The 18,680-nt window shown below is 37.5% G+C and carries 16 protein-coding genes and 1 pseudogene; 10 read left to right on the top strand and 7 right to left on the bottom strand.

The window, feature by feature from the left end; all coding sequences use genetic code 11:
- Nucleotides 1–6 precede the first annotated feature (6 nt).
- The 5 genes from rfbD (at nt 7) to IB67_RS01620 (ending at nt 5,743) form a co-directional block, all read left to right on the top strand.
- A complete protein-coding gene (gene rfbD, locus IB67_RS01640; RefSeq protein ID WP_498875378.1) occupies nt 7–864 on the top strand; it encodes a dTDP-4-dehydrorhamnose reductase in 858 nt (285 codons plus the stop codon).
- Nucleotides 865–1,926: a dTDP-glucose 4,6-dehydratase gene (rfbB, locus tag IB67_RS01635; protein WP_498875377.1), complete on the top strand. Its 1,062-nt coding sequence runs from the start codon at nt 865–867 to the stop codon at nt 1,924–1,926.
- A 90-nt stretch (nt 1,927–2,016) separates the two neighbouring features.
- Nucleotides 2,017–3,069, top strand: coding sequence for a hypothetical protein (locus IB67_RS01630; protein ID WP_498875376.1), 1,053 nt, complete (start codon nt 2,017–2,019; stop codon nt 3,067–3,069).
- 135 nt (nt 3,070–3,204) lie between these two features.
- Nucleotides 3,205–4,308, top strand: coding sequence for a UDP-galactopyranose mutase (gene glf, locus IB67_RS01625; RefSeq protein WP_498875375.1), 1,104 nt, complete (start codon nt 3,205–3,207; stop codon nt 4,306–4,308).
- A 1-nt stretch (nt 4,309) separates the two neighbouring features.
- The gene (locus IB67_RS01620) at nt 4,310–5,743 is read left to right on the top strand and encodes a flippase (protein WP_498875374.1); all 1,434 of its coding nucleotides are present in this window, start codon (nt 4,310–4,312) and stop codon (nt 5,741–5,743) included.
- Between the two features lie 78 nt (nt 5,744–5,821).
- Here IB67_RS01620 and IB67_RS01615 read toward each other — a convergent pair whose 3' ends face one another.
- Entirely contained in the window at nt 5,822–6,190 is a 369-nt protein-coding gene (locus tag IB67_RS01615; protein ID WP_498875373.1) for a hypothetical protein, read from the bottom strand.
- A gap of 59 nt (nt 6,191–6,249) precedes the next feature.
- Between IB67_RS01615 and IB67_RS01610 the strand changes: the two genes are divergently transcribed.
- On the top strand, nt 6,250–6,462 hold the full coding sequence (locus IB67_RS01610; RefSeq protein WP_498875372.1) for a transposase: 213 nt from the start codon (nt 6,250–6,252) through the stop codon (nt 6,460–6,462).
- 384 nt (nt 6,463–6,846) lie between these two features.
- On the opposite strand, the gene IB67_RS01605 is transcribed toward IB67_RS01610, so the two are convergent.
- The 3 genes from IB67_RS01605 to IB67_RS01595 form a co-directional block, all read right to left on the bottom strand.
- Nucleotides 6,847–7,800 carry a Fic family protein gene (locus IB67_RS01605; protein ID WP_072757215.1) on the bottom strand — a complete coding sequence of 318 codons (954 nt, stop codon included), beginning with the start codon at nt 7,798–7,800 and terminating at the stop codon, nt 6,847–6,849.
- A 172-nt stretch (nt 7,801–7,972) separates the two neighbouring features.
- The gene (wecB, locus tag IB67_RS01600) at nt 7,973–9,043 is read right to left on the bottom strand and encodes a non-hydrolyzing UDP-N-acetylglucosamine 2-epimerase (RefSeq protein WP_072757217.1); all 1,071 of its coding nucleotides are present in this window, start codon (nt 9,041–9,043) and stop codon (nt 7,973–7,975) included.
- A 66-nt stretch (nt 9,044–9,109) separates the two neighbouring features.
- The gene (locus tag IB67_RS01595; protein ID WP_072757219.1) at nt 9,110–10,213 is read right to left on the bottom strand and encodes an AAA family ATPase; all 1,104 of its coding nucleotides are present in this window, start codon (nt 10,211–10,213) and stop codon (nt 9,110–9,112) included.
- A gap of 208 nt (nt 10,214–10,421) precedes the next feature.
- Here IB67_RS01595 and IB67_RS01590 point away from each other — a divergent pair, with 208 nt between their 5' ends.
- From IB67_RS01590 to IB67_RS01575, 4 genes are all read left to right on the top strand, one after another.
- On the top strand, nt 10,422–10,832 hold the full coding sequence (locus IB67_RS01590) for a hypothetical protein (protein WP_014451303.1): 411 nt from the start codon (nt 10,422–10,424) through the stop codon (nt 10,830–10,832).
- A gap of 220 nt (nt 10,833–11,052) precedes the next feature.
- Nucleotides 11,053–12,132: an NAD/NADP-dependent octopine/nopaline dehydrogenase family protein gene (locus IB67_RS01585; RefSeq protein WP_014451304.1), complete on the top strand. Its 1,080-nt coding sequence runs from the start codon at nt 11,053–11,055 to the stop codon at nt 12,130–12,132.
- Nucleotides 12,129–13,784, top strand: a complete 1,656-nt coding sequence (locus IB67_RS01580) for a cobalamin B12-binding domain-containing protein (protein ID WP_014451305.1) — start codon at nt 12,129–12,131, stop codon at nt 13,782–13,784. Before IB67_RS01585 ends, IB67_RS01580 begins: the two co-directional genes overlap by 4 nt.
- Nucleotides 13,762–14,670: a D-alanine--D-alanine ligase family protein gene (locus IB67_RS01575; protein WP_014451306.1), complete on the top strand. Its 909-nt coding sequence runs from the start codon at nt 13,762–13,764 to the stop codon at nt 14,668–14,670. The genes IB67_RS01580 and IB67_RS01575 overlap by 23 nt, the downstream gene beginning before the upstream one ends.
- An 823-nt stretch (nt 14,671–15,493) precedes the next feature.
- On the opposite strand, the gene IB67_RS01570 is transcribed toward IB67_RS01575, so the two are convergent.
- The 3 genes and pseudogenes from IB67_RS01570 to wecB (IB67_RS01560) all read right to left on the bottom strand — a co-directional run bounded on the left by IB67_RS01570 (nt 15,494) and on the right by wecB (IB67_RS01560) (nt 18,589).
- Nucleotides 15,494–16,378 (bottom strand): alpha/beta hydrolase, encoded by an 885-nt coding sequence (locus IB67_RS01570; RefSeq protein WP_498875371.1) that lies wholly within the window; start codon nt 16,376–16,378, stop codon nt 15,494–15,496.
- A 14-nt stretch (nt 16,379–16,392) separates the two neighbouring features.
- Nucleotides 16,393–17,499, bottom strand: coding sequence for a glycosyltransferase (locus IB67_RS01565; protein WP_498875370.1), 1,107 nt, complete (start codon nt 17,497–17,499; stop codon nt 16,393–16,395).
- A gap of 23 nt (nt 17,500–17,522) precedes the next feature.
- Nucleotides 17,523–18,589: pseudogene (wecB, locus tag IB67_RS01560) on the bottom strand (non-hydrolyzing UDP-N-acetylglucosamine 2-epimerase).
- Between the last annotated feature and the right edge of the window lie 91 nt (nt 18,590–18,680).

Raw genomic sequence — 18,680 nt, 5'->3', positions numbered from 1 at the left:
ATAGGTATGAAAATATTACTAACGGGTGCTAATGGTCAACTTGGAAAAGCTTTTCAAAAATTGTTCAAAAAAAATAATATAGATTACATAGCCACTGATACTGAGGAGTTGGATATAACCAAATTAGAACAAGTGCTTTCATTTGTTGGTAAAAACAAAGAAATAACTCATATAATCAATTGTGCAGCGTATAACCAAGTTGATAAAGCTGAGCAAGATTGGAAAAATGCTTATCTTGTCAATGGATTAGCGATTAGAAATCTTGCAATTGCAGCAAATGAAATAGATGCTGAAATTGTTCACTATTCAACCGACTATGTTTTCTCAGGAGATAAAGGAGAATCGTATACTATATACGATACACCTAATCCAATAAATAAATATGGCGAAAGTAAAGTTTTAGGTGAAAGATTTCTTACCACAATAGCTAAAAAGTGGTACTTAATTAGGACAAGTTGGGTATTTGGAGATGGACCAGTAAACTTTGTTAAAAAAGTCATTGAATGGAGTAAGAGAAATAGTGAATTAAGAATAGTAGAGGATGAAATAAGTGCTCCAACCTATGCTCCAGACCTTGCTGAAGCTACTTATGATTTGATAAAACTTAAAGCGTATGGGATATACCATATAACCAACACACCATGTTCAAGATATGAATGGGCAGATTTTATTCTTAAAGAAATTGGCTGGAATGGAAAATTATTAAAAGCTAAGCAGGAAGATTTCAATCTTCCTGCCAAAAGACCGAAGAATTCCACACTGGATAATTTTGGTTATTTTGAAACAACTGGAAAAACAATGCGTGATTGGAAAGAAGCAACAAAAGAATATATAGATTTTCTTAAAGTAAGGGGTGAAATTTAAATGACAATACTTGTCACAGGGTGCGCAGGTTTTATTGGAAGTAATTTTGTGTATTATTACCTTGAAAAATATAAAGATAGGAAAATAATTGGACTTGACAAACTAACATATGCTGGGAATTTGAAGAACCTCGAAAAACTAACCGATGAACAGAAAGCAAGGTTTAAATTTATCAAGGGTGATATAACCAATTCAGAGCTAATAGAATATATATTTGAGGAATACAATATCGATGGAGTAATAAACTTTGCGGCGGAAAGCCACGTAGACAGGTCTATACTTGATCCTCAAATATTTGTAAAAACCAATGTTCTTGGCACACAGGTATTACTTGACGTTGCAAAAAAACATTGGTTTGATGGGAATAAATGGAAAGAAGGAAAGAAATTTCTTCAAATATCAACGGATGAAGTATACGGTTCGTTAGGGCCAACTGGATATTTTACAGAAGAAACACCACTTGATCCACACAGCCCATATTCAGCAAGCAAAGCAGCAGCTGATTTGTTGGTAAAGGCATATCATGATACGTACAAAATGCCGATTAATATAACAAGATGTTCGAATAACTATGGACCATATCAATTCCCAGAAAAATTAATACCTTTGATGATAACAAACGCATTGGAACACAAAGAATTACCGGTATACGGAGATGGAAGGCAAATAAGAGACTGGCTATACGTTGAAGACCATTGCAGAGCAATAGACATGGTATTTGAGAATGGAAAGATAGGCGAAGTTTATAATATAGGTGGGAATAATGAGAGAGAAAATATATTCATAGTCAAAAAAATAATAGAAATATTGAGAGAAATAACAAAAGATGAAGGCATAAATGAAAGTTTGATAAAACACGTAAAAGACAGACCAGGGCATGATAGAAGATATGCAATAGATGCGAGTAAAATAAAGAAAGAATTGGGCTGGGAACCAAAAACTTCCTTTGAAGAAGGAATAAGAAAAACAATAGAATGGTATTTGGAAAACAAAGAATGGTTGGAATCTGTAAAAAGTGGGGAGTATTTGAGTTGGTATGAGAGGAATTATGTTAAAAGATAGTTCAAGATATTTTTTCATGAGAAATGAAACCTTGAAAAACCTTAGTTTTTCTATTTATGAAGAACTTAAAAATAAAAAGGAGGCTCTAATATGATACAAATTTATAAAAATTCTAAAGTCTACGTTGCATGCCCAGCTAAAGTTGCAACAGGAGGTCCTGAACTTTTGCACCAACTAGTCAAAGTTTTAAGAGAAACTGTTAGTATTGAAGCTTATGTAATGTATTATCCAACAATTAATGACCCTGTTCATAGTGAATACATAAAGTATAATGTACCATACGTGTTCCAAAATGATGTTGAAGATAGTATTGAGAATGTTTTAATTGTACCCGAAATTAGTAGTGCTTGCTCTTATTTACATAAGTTTAATAAAATACGAAAGGTTTTGTGGTTCTTAAGCATTGACAATTTTTTCCTAAGCCGTTCATTTACAACAATTAAGATAAATCGATCATTAAATAAGATAATGAAAAAAATTTTAAAAAGAGATTTGTTTGGTATAAACTTAGAAAGAGTTATCTCAAATTACAATTTAATTGAAGATCCTGATATAAAAAAAGCAAATTTCTTTTTAGCACAAAGCTACAAGATAAAGGAATTTCTCGAAAATAAGGGTATTAAAAATGTTCTTTACCTATCAGATTTCATAAATGAAGAATTTTTAATTGCTACAAACAAAGTAAATTTTAGCTCAAAAGAAAATGTCGTTGTATATAATCCAAGAAAAGGTTCAGAGTTTGTTAGTAAAATAGTCCAAAAAGGGAAAAGAAATTTTAAATTTATTCCATTAGAAAATATGACTAGATCACAAGTAATAGAAAATTTATTGAAATCAAAAGTGTACATTGATTTTGGAAATCATCCAGGCAAAGACAGACCACCTCGTGAAGCAGCTATTTTAGGAAATTGCGTAATTGTTGGAAAAAGAGGGACAGCTTTAAACTCAAAGGATATGCCCATACCTGACAAGTACAAGTTCGAATGTAATAAAAAGAATATAAACTCAATTCTTAATACAATAAATTACTGTTTAGAAAATTATGAAGAATGCATAAAAGACTTCGATGAGTACAGAGAAATGATAAAAAATGAAAAGCAGAAATTTGTAAATGATGTTAAAAACATTTTCAAAATAATTTAATTGCTGTTAACTTAAAAATCATAAAATTGTTCTTTCATATACCCTTTAGAAAAGCTTTTCAACAAATTATAATCAAAAAAATTTAAAAAAATTCAATACTTAAGTTAAAAAAATATATACAGGTGGTGAATTATTTTGTTCAATATCTTAATAATAGGAGCGGGATTAGCAGGTTCAACATCTGCAAGAATATTGGCTGAAAAGGGATATAAAGTTCTTGTTGTTGAAAAGCATAAGCATATAGCAGGGCATTGTCATGATTATAAAGATGAAAATGGCATTACTGTCCATACCTATGGACCACATATATTCCACACCAACAATAAACAAGTCTGGGATTTCGTAAATCGATTCGGCGAATTCCATTATTACCAACATAAAGTACTAAGTTACGCAGAAGGTAAGCTTATACCATTCCCAATTAATAGAGATACCATTGCTCAAGTTTTCGGAATTGAACTTGCCACATACGAAGTTGAGGAGTTTTTGGAAAAGGAAGTCAAGAAATCAAAATTCAACAATCCACCAAAAAATTTCAGAGATGTTGTTGTATCACAAATCGGAGAAAGATTATATGATATGTTTTTCAAAAATTACACAATAAAACAATGGGAAAGAGATCCGGAAGAATTAGCACCAGATGTGGCAAAGAGGATACCAATAAGGACAAACAGAGACGATAGATATTTCTCAGATAAATATCAAGGCATACCAAAGAACGGATATACGAAAATGGTAGAAAACATGCTAAACCATCCCAATATATCATTAATGTTGGGAGTAGATTACTTTGAAGTAAGGGATTTATTTAAACCAAAACTTACTGTATATACAGGAGAATTGGATAGATTTTTTGACTACATGTACGGCAAATTAGAATATCGTTCGTTAAGACTTGAGTTAAAAACGATTGATAAAGAATATTATCAACCAGTGGCGGTAGTTAATTATCCAAACGACTATGATTGGACAAGGATAACTGAATACAAGCACTTTTTAGATGAGAAAAGTGAGAAAACGACAGTATGTTTTGAATATCCATTAGCAGAAGGAGAACCATATTATATAGTTATGACCCAAGAAAACATGGAAAAGAGAGAGAAATATATGAAAGAAGTAAGTAAATTAGAATCAACAGGTGAATACATATTCATTGGAAGGTTAGCTGAATACAAGTATTACAATATGGACCAAGTAATAGAGGCTGCTATGAAGAAAATTGAGGAGAGAAAAGTTTAAGATGAGCATTGCCAAAAATTATGTTTACAACTTAATACTAACAATTAGCAATATTATTATCCCTTTTATAACTATTCCATACATCACGAGAGTACTTAATCCAGAAGGAATAGGCGCTGTTGCATTCACCGGTTCAATAGTTGAATATTTTGTTATGTTTTCGGCACTTGGAATTACTTTATACGGGCCAAGAGAAATAGCATCCGTCAGAGATAATCCAGAAAAATTAAGAGATACTTTTTGGAATATACAATATACGAAAATACTTACAGTACTTGCATCTTATTTGGCTTTTATCATATTCACACTCTTTAGTCAAGAAAAATACAGAGCTTTATATATAATGCAATCACTTACCATAATAAACACACTTTTAGATATCACATTTTTGTTTTCAGGGCTCGAGGAATTTTCAAAAATAACAACAAGAGGTCTATTAGTAAGAATAGTAAGCACGATCTTGATTTTTATTGTTATTCAGAAACCAGAAGACTATTATCTTTATGCATTAATAAATGTTTTATCAAACGTTTTCGGAAGTATTATAATGTGGTTTTATTTGCCAAAAAATTTAAGCATTACAAAGCCTTCGTTTGAAAAAATCAAACAAACTTTAATTGGTTCATTCAAATTGTTTGTACCTCTTGCTGCTATAGAAGTTTATGTGGTTCTTGATAAAACAATGGTTGGAATATTATCAACAGAAGCAGAAGTTAGCTATTATACGATGTCTCAAAGATTAGTAAAAATGATTTTATCTTTAATTACATCACTAGGGCCCGTTATGATGTCAAGAGTATCTAATCTTGTTTCAAATAATCAACACGAGCAGGTGCAAAAATATACACGAATAATTTTTGATTTTGTTACTTATGCCTCTATATTAGCAATTATTCTAACCATATTTACAATGAACGACTTTGTACCTATCTTCTTCGGAAGCAAGTTTTTAAAAGTTAAGGATTTGATAGTATATATAACTCCAATAATATTGTTTATTTCTTGGAGCAATTTATTTGGAATACAAATAATGGTACCAATGAAAAAGGAAAATTATTTAACAATATCAGTGATAGCTGGAGCAATAACAAACTTCACGATGAATTTAATACTTATCCCAAAATATCAATCACTTGGGGCTGTCATTGGAACGGTTATAGCGGAATTCACAGTTACATTGGTTCAAATTATTTTGGTAAGGAAGCTAATCAATTTAAAACCCCTTTTTAACGAAATATGGAAACATATGTTATCTGGTTTAGTAACATCACTTGTGTTGATTTTAATAACTAAGATTAATATTTCACCAATTACGAATATTTTTTTAATAATTTTAGCTGGAGGAATTGTTTATATTTTAGTCGAATCAATTTTGAAATCATCTACTAACAGTTTTTTACTAAAGAAAATAATGTCAGCTTTAAAAATAGGATAAATGTTTTTTATTGTTTACAAAATTACTTTTAAACACACAAAAGTGGGCTATAGCCCACTTTTGATTTTTATTGTATTCTCAATCCTTTCCATCCGAATAGAATAGTTCACTTACTTCTGTCAAGTCTTCATCTGATACATAGTCAAATCTCATCGGTGTGAACGGTGCATCTGTACAATTTGGTGGTTTTTTACCGTACATTATCACCGATATCACTTTATTTCTCACATACCAATTCAGAAAGTCTTCTTCGTTTCCTCTTCCATCATAACTTTTCAATCCAACCATCGTTATATACCAGATTGTTTGCCTAAGGTCTTCGAAAGAATACAAATATGACTTGTTGATATTCCAAAAATACTTAGTCCACCTATCGACAAGTTTTTGGTAACTAAGTACTTTTTGAGATTTTGTTAACCAAAGGTATTGATAAATTTCAAAAATCATATTATCTTCTTAAATAGGGGACACCCCCCAATATACTCTCAATAAGGAGGTATCCCGATATGGTTAATATCCAACCCAAATGCCCTCATTGCGGCTCTTCTAACTTCATCAAAAACGGTCATGATAAGTTCAAAAACCAAATCTTCTTTTGCAAAGACTGCAAGCGTTACTTTAAACTTACTTTCACCAAAAAACACAAACTTTTCTCTTTCCCTTATCCTCGTTGTGTTCATTGTAACCATGTCATGGAAATTTACAAAATCTTATTCTGACTTTCACACATTGTGGTCTTATGGTATGGTGGTCTTACCACTTATCGAAAGGCATTTTATCACTTTGAATGTTTAATCTGCAATACCACTCTGCTGTCTTTTTTTCCAGAGAAATGGCTTTAGAATTCTTATTCTCATCTAAACTAAAATTTTCTCGTTTTTCTTGGATTTCTCACATTGCTTCTTGCAGACTATTGTATGGCTTCAACAAGCAAAAACTTAAGGAATTACGCTTGTTTCTTCAAAGTGCAGGAATGACATTCGAGGAAGGCATTCAAATTGTTAGAGGCGTGGCGTTTATTTGAGAGTGTCAGAGTAGCACATAAATATTCACAACTGACGTGGTGTGAAATGTCCTTAAGATCTTCTTTTGAATTCAAATAATCACCGTAATTTAAAATATTCTGGATACACTGCCCATCGTCCACCGATTTTTATGGCTATAACCGTCTTCCTCTCAATCATCTTCCTAACTGCATCGGCTGACTTGCCAATGATGCTTGAAAACTCATCTACACTCATCAGCTTTTCTTCATTAGTCTTACAGATAATTTTATCATATGTATCGATTAGCGCATATCCGATTATCTCAGCAAGTTCCTGTATATCTGATTCCCGAAAACAACTTTCGATGTTCTCGACTGTGAGCTTTTTCGGTGATTCTCGAAGAATTTTCCTAAGCCCTCTTTCTGCACTTTCAAGAGATTTTATGTACATATTTCTGTCTTCGTTTTCTACACCTTTTATTGTGACGTTCAGATATCCGTTATAGATCAGAAAGAAATTCATCAATAACCGTCCAGCTCTACCATTCCCATCCTCGAACGGATGTATCGATTCAAAAAAGACATGTGACATAGCTGTTGCTTCGTGCACAGGGAATTTTGAGTAGGCATATTTTGTAAACTCAAGCCACAATCTTATCCAGTCGTCCAAATCATATTCTGGAGGTCTGATTTTAGCGCCAGTTATCCTTATCGGTCCACTTCGAAAAGCTCCAAGCTTCTTTTCGTTTAACAAACCATCGAATAAAAATCTATGAACACTCTTAACAAACGCAAGAAAATATGGAGACTCACCTGTCTTCGAATACTCAAGCGCCATTCCATACAGCATCTTGGCAGTTCGGAAATAATTGCTAACCTCACTTGCGGCTTTATACCTTCCGCCAACTGCATTTTCAAGTTCTTCTTCTGTTGCGAAGATTCCCTCTATCATTATTGAGTTTCGAGTTTCTTCTTTGAGCATGTATAGCCACTCTTTGTTCGTCACTTCAATGGGTACAAAATTGCACAAGCTTTTTCTCCATTTTATTAGGTCATGTAACACATTATTCATTTGACATCACCTCATTTGTGTCCGGTTTTCAAAATAGTGCAAAACCATATTTGCGACGAATGCTTTACATAAATGCATATCAGAACATCGCAATTTGTCCAATTTCCGCCCAAAATAGCCAAACCGGACAACTGTTTACACAACAATAATCAAAAAGATACGTTGTAGTTACCTATTTCATCACTGACCTTATTATCCTCTCCGATGCATGTCCATCGCCAAATGGGTTTTTAAGCTCACCTGGCTGGAATTCAAAAGCTTTGTACATCGCATTTAATACGCCATCTGTCTGTGTGCCAGCAAGGACACCGAACCCGCTCTCAATGAGTTCCGGCCTTTCCGTTGTCTCCCTGCATACAACAACGAATTTGCCGAACGTTGGTGCTTCTTCTTGAATTCCACCGCTGTCAGTTGCAACAAATTTTGCTCCTTTAAGCAACGCAGTGAGCTGCACGTAGTCAACCGGCTCGGTCAACTTCGCATATTTACATCCGTCAAGTTCTGAGTATACAATCTCCCTCACCTTTGGATTCTTGTGAACAGGAAAGACGAGGTGTATCTTCTCGCTTTCAGCAAACTTTCTCAACGCTTTCAATATATTCCTCATTCTCTCCCCTATATTCTCTCTCCTGTGCAATGTGACCAAGAAATAATCTCCATCTTCAAATATCCTCTTTCTCTCTTTATCCAAATCGAAATGCTCGACAACATACATCTGCGCATCTATAACAGTATTCCCCGTCACCAATATCCTGCTTTCATCGAAACCTTCCTTCAAAAGTGTCGCTTTTGACTTTTCCGTTGGTGCAAACATCTTCTCTGAAACTTGGTCAATCACCCTTCTGTTCATCTCTTCCGGGAACGGGTCGTACAAATCACCGCTCCTCAAACCTGCCTCTATATGCCCCACCTTAACACCCTTATTGAAAGACGCAAGGGCTGCTGCCATAGCCGTCGTCGTATCGCCTTGGACGAATATCCAGTCGTACTTTCGCTCTTTGAAAAGCTCTTCAAAACCGTGGACTACTTTGTACATAACGTCGTTGAGTGTCTGATTAGCAGTCATGATGTTCATATCTATATCAGACTCAACGCCGAATATCCCCTTCATCATATCGACCATTTCCCTGTGCTGGCCCGTGCAGATGAAATCTGTATCTACACCAAGTTCCTTCGCTTTCAAATAAACCGTCGCAACCTTGATTATCTCGGGCCTCGTCCCAAACACTATCCCTATACGCACTACCATCCCACCTTTACAAATAATCTTTTGAAATCTAAAATTATTCTACCATACAAAACCATCCATTCAATTGCTAAACCTCTTCCTTGCATACTGCTCAAAAATCGGATCAACTATCTCATACCTGCCCCTTCCAAGCTTTTCCACAATCCCATACTCAGAAAGCTTTTTCAAAATCTTGCTCAGTACCGATGAACTTGGAATACCGTATCGCTCTAACGTCTCAGATGAGAACAAATCGCTCGACTGTTCTGCGATTAACTTAAGTGCGTTTTTTACATACTTGTACCCAAGGGTTTCAATTAACACATCGTAGTTGTAAGATTCCTTCTCGACAATCTCATAAAACGCATGCTCCACATCATCAAAACTCACCTTTCCATCAGCCCTGTTCCACAACTCGTATCCAAACAGTTGCAAATAATACGCATGTCCCTTCGTCCTGGCATAAACTTCTTTTGCCAAATCAGGAGAAATAACCTTCCCTGTTCTTCCGAACTGCCTCACAAGATATTCAACACAATCGTTTTCTGGCAATAACGAATTCAAATCGAATCTCAGACATGAATGGTACAATATGCCAGAACTTTCAAAAAACAACTGCTCGAGCATGTGCTTGAAAGAACCGGAGAAGATAAACACAACGTTCTCCCTGGACTGCAAATAACTCCTCAAACTCTCCGCCAAATTCTTGTGGATATTCTTGTAGGCTTGGAACTCGTCCAAGATAACGACCAGCCGCTCATTGAGCTCTCTTTGCGCTTTGTTCAGCAATTCGTACAATCCGTTGAGAAGCGCTTCATCGTCAACTTCCTTCGAAAAAGAAATTCCGACAAGACCAAGATTAAGCTCAATACTGAAAGGTAAACTTTTCAGATAATTCACAACAAACGCCATCAAATCCGTCCTTCGCAAAATCTCAAAAATCTGTCTAACTAATGCACTAACAAACCCATTAACCGAATAAACACCGAACAAATCAACATACAAACAATTAAACCCACTTTCTAATGCGAATTTCTGCAAAAACCAAGTCTTGCCAAACCTCCGAGGTGCGATAACTACAACATTGTTTCCACTCCTAACACTCTCCAACAACTCAGCGTACTCTTGTTCCCTATCAACGAAATTTTCAGGATTGTAAGACCTGCCAATCTTGAATGGATTCATCAGCATCCCCTCCCGCTTAAACAAATATCCAATAAGATGTATCCACGTATTAATAAACTTAAGTAGATACATATCTTTGGAATACGAATTCAGCCTCCCTTGACACGGGAGAAATTTTTTTGCTATAATTAGTATACATTTGTATACATATTTAAAAACCCAACACCTCAAACAGAGAAAAGAAGCATAAAGCCGTGGGGGGATTAATGTGGAAATTGCCAAAAGTATTGAAGACTTAGAACCACAAGCAGCGGTTGACAACTGTGCAGAAAGCACAAGAAAGTGGCACGAAAAGGTTCTCAGCTATGCGCACCTTGTGCGCAGATGGACGAGCTATTTCTGGAAAATCAACAAAGCGTACCTATACTCATATGAAGATTTAGAACAGACCATATGGTACATACTAATGGTTGGATTGCAAGAATTCGACGGTAGGGGAGATGAGGAACAATTCCTTAACTGGTATATCAGAAACAAAATTGTTTCTGTAATCATGTACGGCAAAAAACCTCCAAAATGTGTACATTCACCATTCACACCTATAAGGTTCGACTACGTCTCGCCGGATGATTTAGCCGAAGTAAACGAACTATTTTACTCGGATTTGGATGGGGAATAAGAAAAGCATACTTAAGGAGAATGCCTCCGCAAAATTTTGCGGAGGCTTTTTTATTTGCCTTTATTTAAGCCGTTTTAGAAATCCGATATTTTGTTACATATTTATCAAGTGCGGAAATTCGCATACATAATATGTTTTTTGCACATCGTTGACAATTTTGTAATTTTAGTATATAATTAGTAAGCGGTCCGCCTCTGCTCCTAAGAAAGGGGTGGTATTGATGAAAGTATGTATCATAGGAGGCGGTAATGGCGGTCAGGCGCTTGCTGGAGTACTTGCTTTAAGAGGATTTGATGTCTCATTGTACAACAGAAGTGAGCAAAGAATTGAAAGGATTATAAAAACCAAAAAAATTGAGTTGCAAGGTTCTATATCAGGCATAACTTATATTTCCTTCGCTACAACAGACCTAAGAGAAGCAATATCAGGCAGGCAGTTACTTTTGGTAGTGCTTCCCGCTTTTGCCCACAGAGAGATTGCCTTAAAGTTAGCCCCATATTTAGAAGACGGACAGATAATAATCTTGAACCCAGGCAGGACCGCTGGTGCTTTGGAGTTCTACACTGCTTTGAAGCAATTTGGTGTTGATAAAGACATCACAGTAGCAGAGGCTCAGACGTTCCTCTTCGCTTCACGCATAACCGGTCCGGGAGTTGTAAAGATATTTGGAGTTAAGAATGCCGTGCCAGTTGCCGCACTTCCCGCTCAGAAAAATACTATACTCAAAGATGCAATTGAAAAAGTGCTTCCGGAATTCAGAATTGTTCCAAACACGCTTCACACTTCTTTTGCAAACATAGGGGCTGTTTTCCATCCTGCAAGCGTCTTGCTGAACGCTGGATGGATTGAATCAACATCGGGTGATTTTGAATTTTACACAAACGGGATATCGCCGAGTGTAGCTAAAGTTTTACAGGCGATTGATGATGAAAGATGTGCGGTTGCCAAATCTTTTGGATTAGAAACCATGAGTGCACTCGAGTGGCTCAAATATGCTTACAGTGTGGAGGGGGAAGACCTATACGAAGCGTTGCAACTGAACAAAGCTTACAAGGGTATAAAGGCACCAAGTTCGATTGATAACCGCTACATACTCGAGGACGTGCCAATGAGCTTAGTGCCGATTTCAGAATTCGGCAAAGTTACAGGCGTTCGAACACCAACAATAGACACGATTATTTCATTAGCATCAGTAATGCTGGGACGTGATTTCAGAAAAGAGGGTCGCACGCTTGAAAAACTTGGACTTCTCGGCAAGAGTCCAGAAGAAGTTAAAAGGATCATGGAGGTGGGAATATGAGAATTTTGGGCGCTGCGATAGGAAGTTGCGTTCACAACGCCGGGTTATTCAACTTCCTCCGATTAGCAGAAGACAATGGGTACGAGACTATATATCTCGGTTCTGCAGTACCTCTGGAAGTCTTGGTGAAAGCTATAGAAGAAGAAAATCCGGATATAGTCGCGCTAAGTTACAGACTCGGCGCAGAACCATTGCGAAAACTCTTAAGAAAACTTGAAAAGATGCTCAAGAAAAGAAAATTGTTAGACAAACTATACATTTTCGGTGGGGCGTATGAAACTGGAAAGGTAGCTAAAGAATTCAGATTTATCAAGCACGTATTCGACGGAACTGAAGAGCTTGAAGACGTAGTCATGTTCCTGAGAGGAACCGTTCGTGCAGAGTTTTTGGATGTAACCTATCCACAAACCTTATCTGAACGTGTGAAGTTCAAAGCACCGTTCCCATTGATAAGGCATCACATAGGTTTGCAAACATTAGAAGAGACTGAGGAAGAAATCAGAAAACTTGCTGAATCGGGACAACTTGACATTATCTCAATTGCGCCTGATCAGAATTGTCAACAGTACTTTTTCGAACCTGAGAAGATGGACCCGGCACAAGATGGCGCTGGCGGTGTGCCAATAAGGAAAAGGGAAGATTTCGTGAGGCTGTACGAAGCGTCAAGAAGAGGTAATTATCCACTAGTACGCTGTTATTCAGGCACAACGCACTTGCTTGAATTCTCAAAATTACTGAAAGAGACTATTAACAACGCTTGGGCAGCTATACCATTGATGTGGTATAGTGACCTCGACAGGCGTTCAGACAGACCGCTTAGGGAAGCGATAAAAGAAAATATGAAAGCCATAAGGTGGAATGCAAAGCACGGCGTACCTGTTGAAATCAACGATCCGCACCAATGGGCTTTGAGATATGCTCACGATGCAGTCGAAGTTGCAATGACTTACATAACAGCTTTTGTAGCAAAAAAATTAGGCGTTAGAGACTATGTCCAGCAATTCATGCTCGAAACACCGAACGGTTATTCACCAAAAGGAGACCTTGCGAAAAACCTTGCTAAACGCGAGCTTATAGAACCGCTCCAAGACGAGAACTTCAAAATCTACAGAATGATTCGCACCGGTTTGATGTCGATGCCATCGGACCCGCACGCAGCGATGGCTCAACTCAGTGTTTCAATGTACTACGGTTGGGCATTAGAGCCTCACATAGTTCACGTTGTAGCTTACTCAGAAGCAATCCAGAGAGCCACAGCCAAAGAGATAATCGAAAGCGTGAAAATGGCAAAGCGTGCGATAAGCCTTGCGATGCGTGGCACACCTGACCCACTTGCCGACAGATGGGTCAGAAGAGAAAAGAACAGAATAATGCAAGAAGCGATGGCAATAATCGAAGCTATAAAAGAACTCAAAGGCGGAAGCGAAGATGCATTAGCCGACCCCGATACGCTTTATGAAGCAGTAAGACTTGGCATCTTAGACGCTCCTGCACTTAAGAGCTTCTCAGTCGCAAAAGGCGAAGTAAAAGTAAAGATTATCGACGGCATAGCCCGTTCTGTTGATGAATTCGGCAGGCCATTACCTGAAGAAGTCAGGCTTGAGAATATCCTTTCGGAGGTGGCTGACGTTGAAAATAGCGATAGCATATGACAAATCAAATCTCGACAACGAGCGCTGGAAGATGGTCCAATCAGTCTCTGAAGCGCTTTCAAAAAAATACGATGCAGAACCAGTCGCCTTTGAAGATAACTTCTGCGAAAAGGTAAAAAAATACGATGCCGTTTTCAACCTCTCAACGGCATACAAACAGATGCACGTACCCGCAATACTTGAAGTATTGAAAATCCCATTCACCGGCTCGTCAGCTGCCGCTCATGCACTGTGCATCGACAAGCTTAAAACCAAAATAATTCTCAAACACTTCGGCATTCCAACGCCTGACTTCATTTCAGTTGACTTAGATGAAGAAGTCCCTGAAATAGATTTTTATCCAGCAATCGTCAAACCGGTGAAAGAAGGGAGTGCAAAAGGCATATACGCCGATTCTGTTGTGCATAACCACGAAGAGTTGAAAGAAAAGGTTCTGAGAGTACACAAAGAGTTTGAACAACCAGCTTTGGTTGAACAATTTATCGAAGGAGACAGAGAATACAGCATAGGAATAGTCGGCAGTAAAGTCTTGCCAATACTCGAGATAGACTTCTCATCGCTACCGGAAGGGCTCGAAAGATTCTATTCACATCGTGTCAAACACGAATACGGAGAACAGACAACCTACATCTGCCCAGCGCAACTCACGGAAGAACTGAAAGCACAAATCGAACACTACGCATTGAAATCATTCAAAGTCCTCGGGCTTAGAAACTACGCTCGAATGGATTTAAGAGTAAAAGATGGCAAAATATACTTCTTGGAAGCAAACTCATTGCCAATGCTCACGCCAAACTATTCAGACATAATCAAAATGGCGCAGGCTGCAGGTTATACATACGACGAATTCATACTTACCATCTTCGAAGACGCGTTGAGAAAATAACTAAAGACAATTTTGAAAACACGGGCGCCCCCTCCTCCTTATCCTCCGCCCGTGTTTTTTAGTTAAATAGATTCTGACACGTGTCATCCTATACCAAAAAATCGTCTTTAACAAACCTTCCTTCTTCACTGTCATTGTAAAGAACCTGCCAATTCGAATTGGTAGGAATTTATAAAGTGGACTTTACAAAAACCAACCAAGTGTGATAACAGTCCTACAAAACCCGCCAATTTGTAGCATCAATAAATCCTCGAATCAAAACAATGCCTTTCCTAAGAATAGAAAAACGAGAGTATTCTTACCACAAATCGTGATGCATCATTGACACAAGATGATGCATCAGCCAACATAAATGATGCATCAATTTTGTATGGACAACCCACACTACATTGGTTTTGTCTGTCCTAATGATCAAGCTTTTTATTTCTACTTTTTCTCCCTAACCAAACAAAACACCAAGGATGCACTATGTAAGCACTCGTTGCGCAATTTTCGGCGTATTGACCTGTCCATAGGTCAAAAACTGCAAAACTTGACCTTTGCGCAGGTCATTTTTCACTGCCACTGTGAACCAGAAAAATCATTTCTGGCTTAGAAAATTTATAAATAAATAATCTTCAGCAATCGTTTCACGTTGAAACGATTTTTGCATAAAATCGTTCTATAACAAAACGAAAATCGAGAAAATTTATAAATTCTGTTCTGCAATGAAACGAAATCTTGGCAAATTCGTTCTGACGCAGAACGATTTACAATATGAGGACGAGCAAATTGAGAGGAACTTATAGGGGAAAACTTACTCTCAAATCGGTGGTGATGGAGGCTACAACCCGCTCAGGATGTTTTTAAGCTTTTCCAAAGCATCTTTCGATTCCCTAAGAAATGTCAAAATCACCCAGTCGTGGAACAAGCCGTCGTACTCGAAATAATTGCATAAAACCCGTTGTTCTCTAAGCTTATCTCTCAGCTTTCGTGCATCTGGATTGAGGATATCGTGTGTACCCGTGAATATACTCACCGGACAAAAGCCATGAAAATCTCCATAAATCGGGCTAACGTGCCAGTCTTTCAATTCCAGCCCAGAAGCGTACTGCTGAGCTGCTGCTTTCAAGCCCTTGACTGTCAAAATCACATCTTTACTCTCAACATTTCCAATCTCAGGATTTTCCATACTCACATCAATCCAAGGCGAGAAGAGGACAATGTGCTCAGGCAACTTTCTACTTTCATCTCTCAGCTTCTGAGCAAATCCAAGCGCCAGTCCGCCACCAGCCGAATCGCCGATGAAAACAAATTTCTTGTCTGAATATTTTTCTAGCATCACTTCATAAAGCCTATCTACAAATTCATACGTCTCTCTCCACGTATTCTCGGGCGCAAGCGGATAATCCGGAACAACGACAAGAGCGTTCAACTTATCAACTAATTCTCCAACCAAATCCCAATGCTGCTTTGACACATTCCCCACATACTCCCCGCCGTGCAAAAAAAGAACCACAAAGTGTGGTTCTGAAATTTTCTGTGCAACTGCCCATACACACCGACCAAGCAGAGTAAATTCTTCTATGCTGAATTTTCTAAATAACTTCTTCATCGGCTTGGCAGGTTCCCTCTTCAACGAACCGTCAGCTATTCTCTTTTCAATGATATACTTAAATCTAAACGACCTTAGGAAAAACTGAATAGTTGATGTTTCAAAACTCGGCATAGTTTCAGTTACTCCTAATCTTTAAACACGAACTCTAAGAACTCTCCTTCCTTCTCTTCATCCCATACAAAAAGGTGCTTGCATTTCTCTACATTCTGCCTGTAATACTCATAGTTTTCAAACGCATCAAGTATCTTTTTCACCGAGCCTTCCACATCACTTGGGTCAATCACAACACCAATTCCGTACTTCTCCACCAGTTTCACCATAGAGACGAACGTATTTTTGACTATTACTGGCGTTCCTGCAGCGATTGAATCGTAGAACTTATTTGGCAGCGAGAAGATGTCGTTCTTGTAAGTCTCATTTCCTGTAGTCGAGAAAGATATAAGGCTGAACATCGACTTTGAAAGCTCCATCATCATCTGCTCGTACGGCAGAAAGCTCGTGTATTCGTGCGGGATGTCTTTGAAAATGTCGGAATTAATACCAATGACCTTGAACTTGATTTCTAAATCATTCAGCTTTCTTAATATTTCTTTCTCTTTGGATATGCCTCTTTGAATCTTTCCCACAAAGACAATTTCCTTACGCTTCTCGGTCGGCTCAACTGATAAACTTGCGTAATTTGGAAGAACAAGTGCCGGTTTTCTGAATTCAACTTTTTCGAAGATGTCGCTCATCGTCTCTTCGGAAACGAAAATCAACTTGTCAGATAGCTCTATCTGCTTCTTGAAGAAGTTCCAAGCTATCTTTTCAATTATTCTCTTGGAAAATCCCGAAAGTGTCTTTAGAAAATTCTCTGGATGGTACTCATGGATATCAAAAATTATCCTTTTTCCTCTTTTTTTAGCAATCTTAAAAGCTTTGACTGGCTTAGTTGGCAGGAAGTGATGAAAGTAAGCAATATCATAATCACTTTTTGCTATCAAGTCCAAAACAGCTTTGTCGAATGTTAGTCTCTTTGAAGCCTCTTTCAAAAGCTCGGAGAAATTCTTCTTTTCAAGTATCTTTCCATACAATAAAGGGATATACGTAATATTTTTTTCCGTGTAACTCACTTCTTCTTTCGTTGATAGGTATTGATAAATGACTTCGTTCTTTTTCGCAAATGTTTGAACAGTTCTGAAAACACGCTTATCATATTTAGGATGTGTATAACCGATAACAAGCACCTTCATCTAAGAACTCCACTCCTATCAAATCATCTATTCAAAGTTTTACAAAGTATCTCGACTATCAATTCTGCAGCGTTACCTTTGCCATATACCCCACCTGAAAAATCTCTATAGTTATCTTCCATAACTGATTGGTACAAATTCTCTTCATTAGCCAATCTATTCCACCCAATCTCAACTAACTCTCTCCACCCAGTATCGGGCATCAACACTACCGCTTGTTTTCCCGCAAAATATGCCTCTTTTTGCAATCCTCCACTGTCTGTTATCACTTTCCAACATCTCTTCACTAAACCCATCAAATTCAAATAATCTACTGGTTCTATCACCGTTATGTCTTTCAAGTAATTCTGCAACCCAAACTCCTCTACCCTTTTTCTTGTCCTCGGGTGTATCGGAAATACCACTTGCTTTTCTTTGGCTATCTTTCTTAGTTGCTTAAGGATTTCCTCAAGCTTCTCCTTATCATCTACATTGAAATCCCTGTGCATCGTTACGACTATATATTCCCCTTCTTTCAACTTTAGCTCTTCATATACTTCATATTTAAACCTCGGCTCCATCTCAAGGTATAAATCGTACATCACATCCCCTACAAAGTATACACCTTTCGTTATTCCTTCTCTTTCCAAATTCTTCACTGCCAGCTCGCTTGGGCAGAACAACAAACTTGAGATGTGGTCTGTTAATACCTGTTTATTTCTTCTGGCATATCTTTCGGCTCTTGTCTTATCCCCGCCTCAACATGCGCTACCGGTATCTTCAACTTCGCTCCAACTATCGCTCCTGCGAGTGTCGTGTTTGTATCACCATACACCAATATCATGTCTGGTTTTTCTTTTAACACTACCTTCTCAAACTCAATCATTATCTTCCCAGTCATTTCCCCATGTAATCCCGAGCCAACGTTCAGGTAATAATCAGGCTTCTTTATCTCAAGCGTTTCAAAAAATACATCCGACATATTAAAATCGTAGTGCTGCCCGGAATGTACAAGCACTTCGGTTATGTCGGTATACTTCTTCAATTCCCTATGCACCACTGCTTCTTTGATGAATTGTGGTCGTGCGCCAACTAATGAAACTAACTTCAAATTTCGTCACCCCTTTAAAGTGAAAGATGAAATCACTTTACAATAAGATCGTGATGAAAAAAGATTGAAAAAGATACAAATCATGTAACTT

The sequence above is a fragment of the Fervidobacterium riparium genome (assembly GCF_025370035.1).
Classification (GTDB): Bacteria; Thermotogota; Thermotogae; order Thermotogales; family Fervidobacteriaceae; genus Fervidobacterium; species Fervidobacterium gondwanense.
The sequence above is the reverse complement of the archived record's forward strand: the minus strand, read 5'-3'. Positions and strand labels throughout refer to the sequence as shown.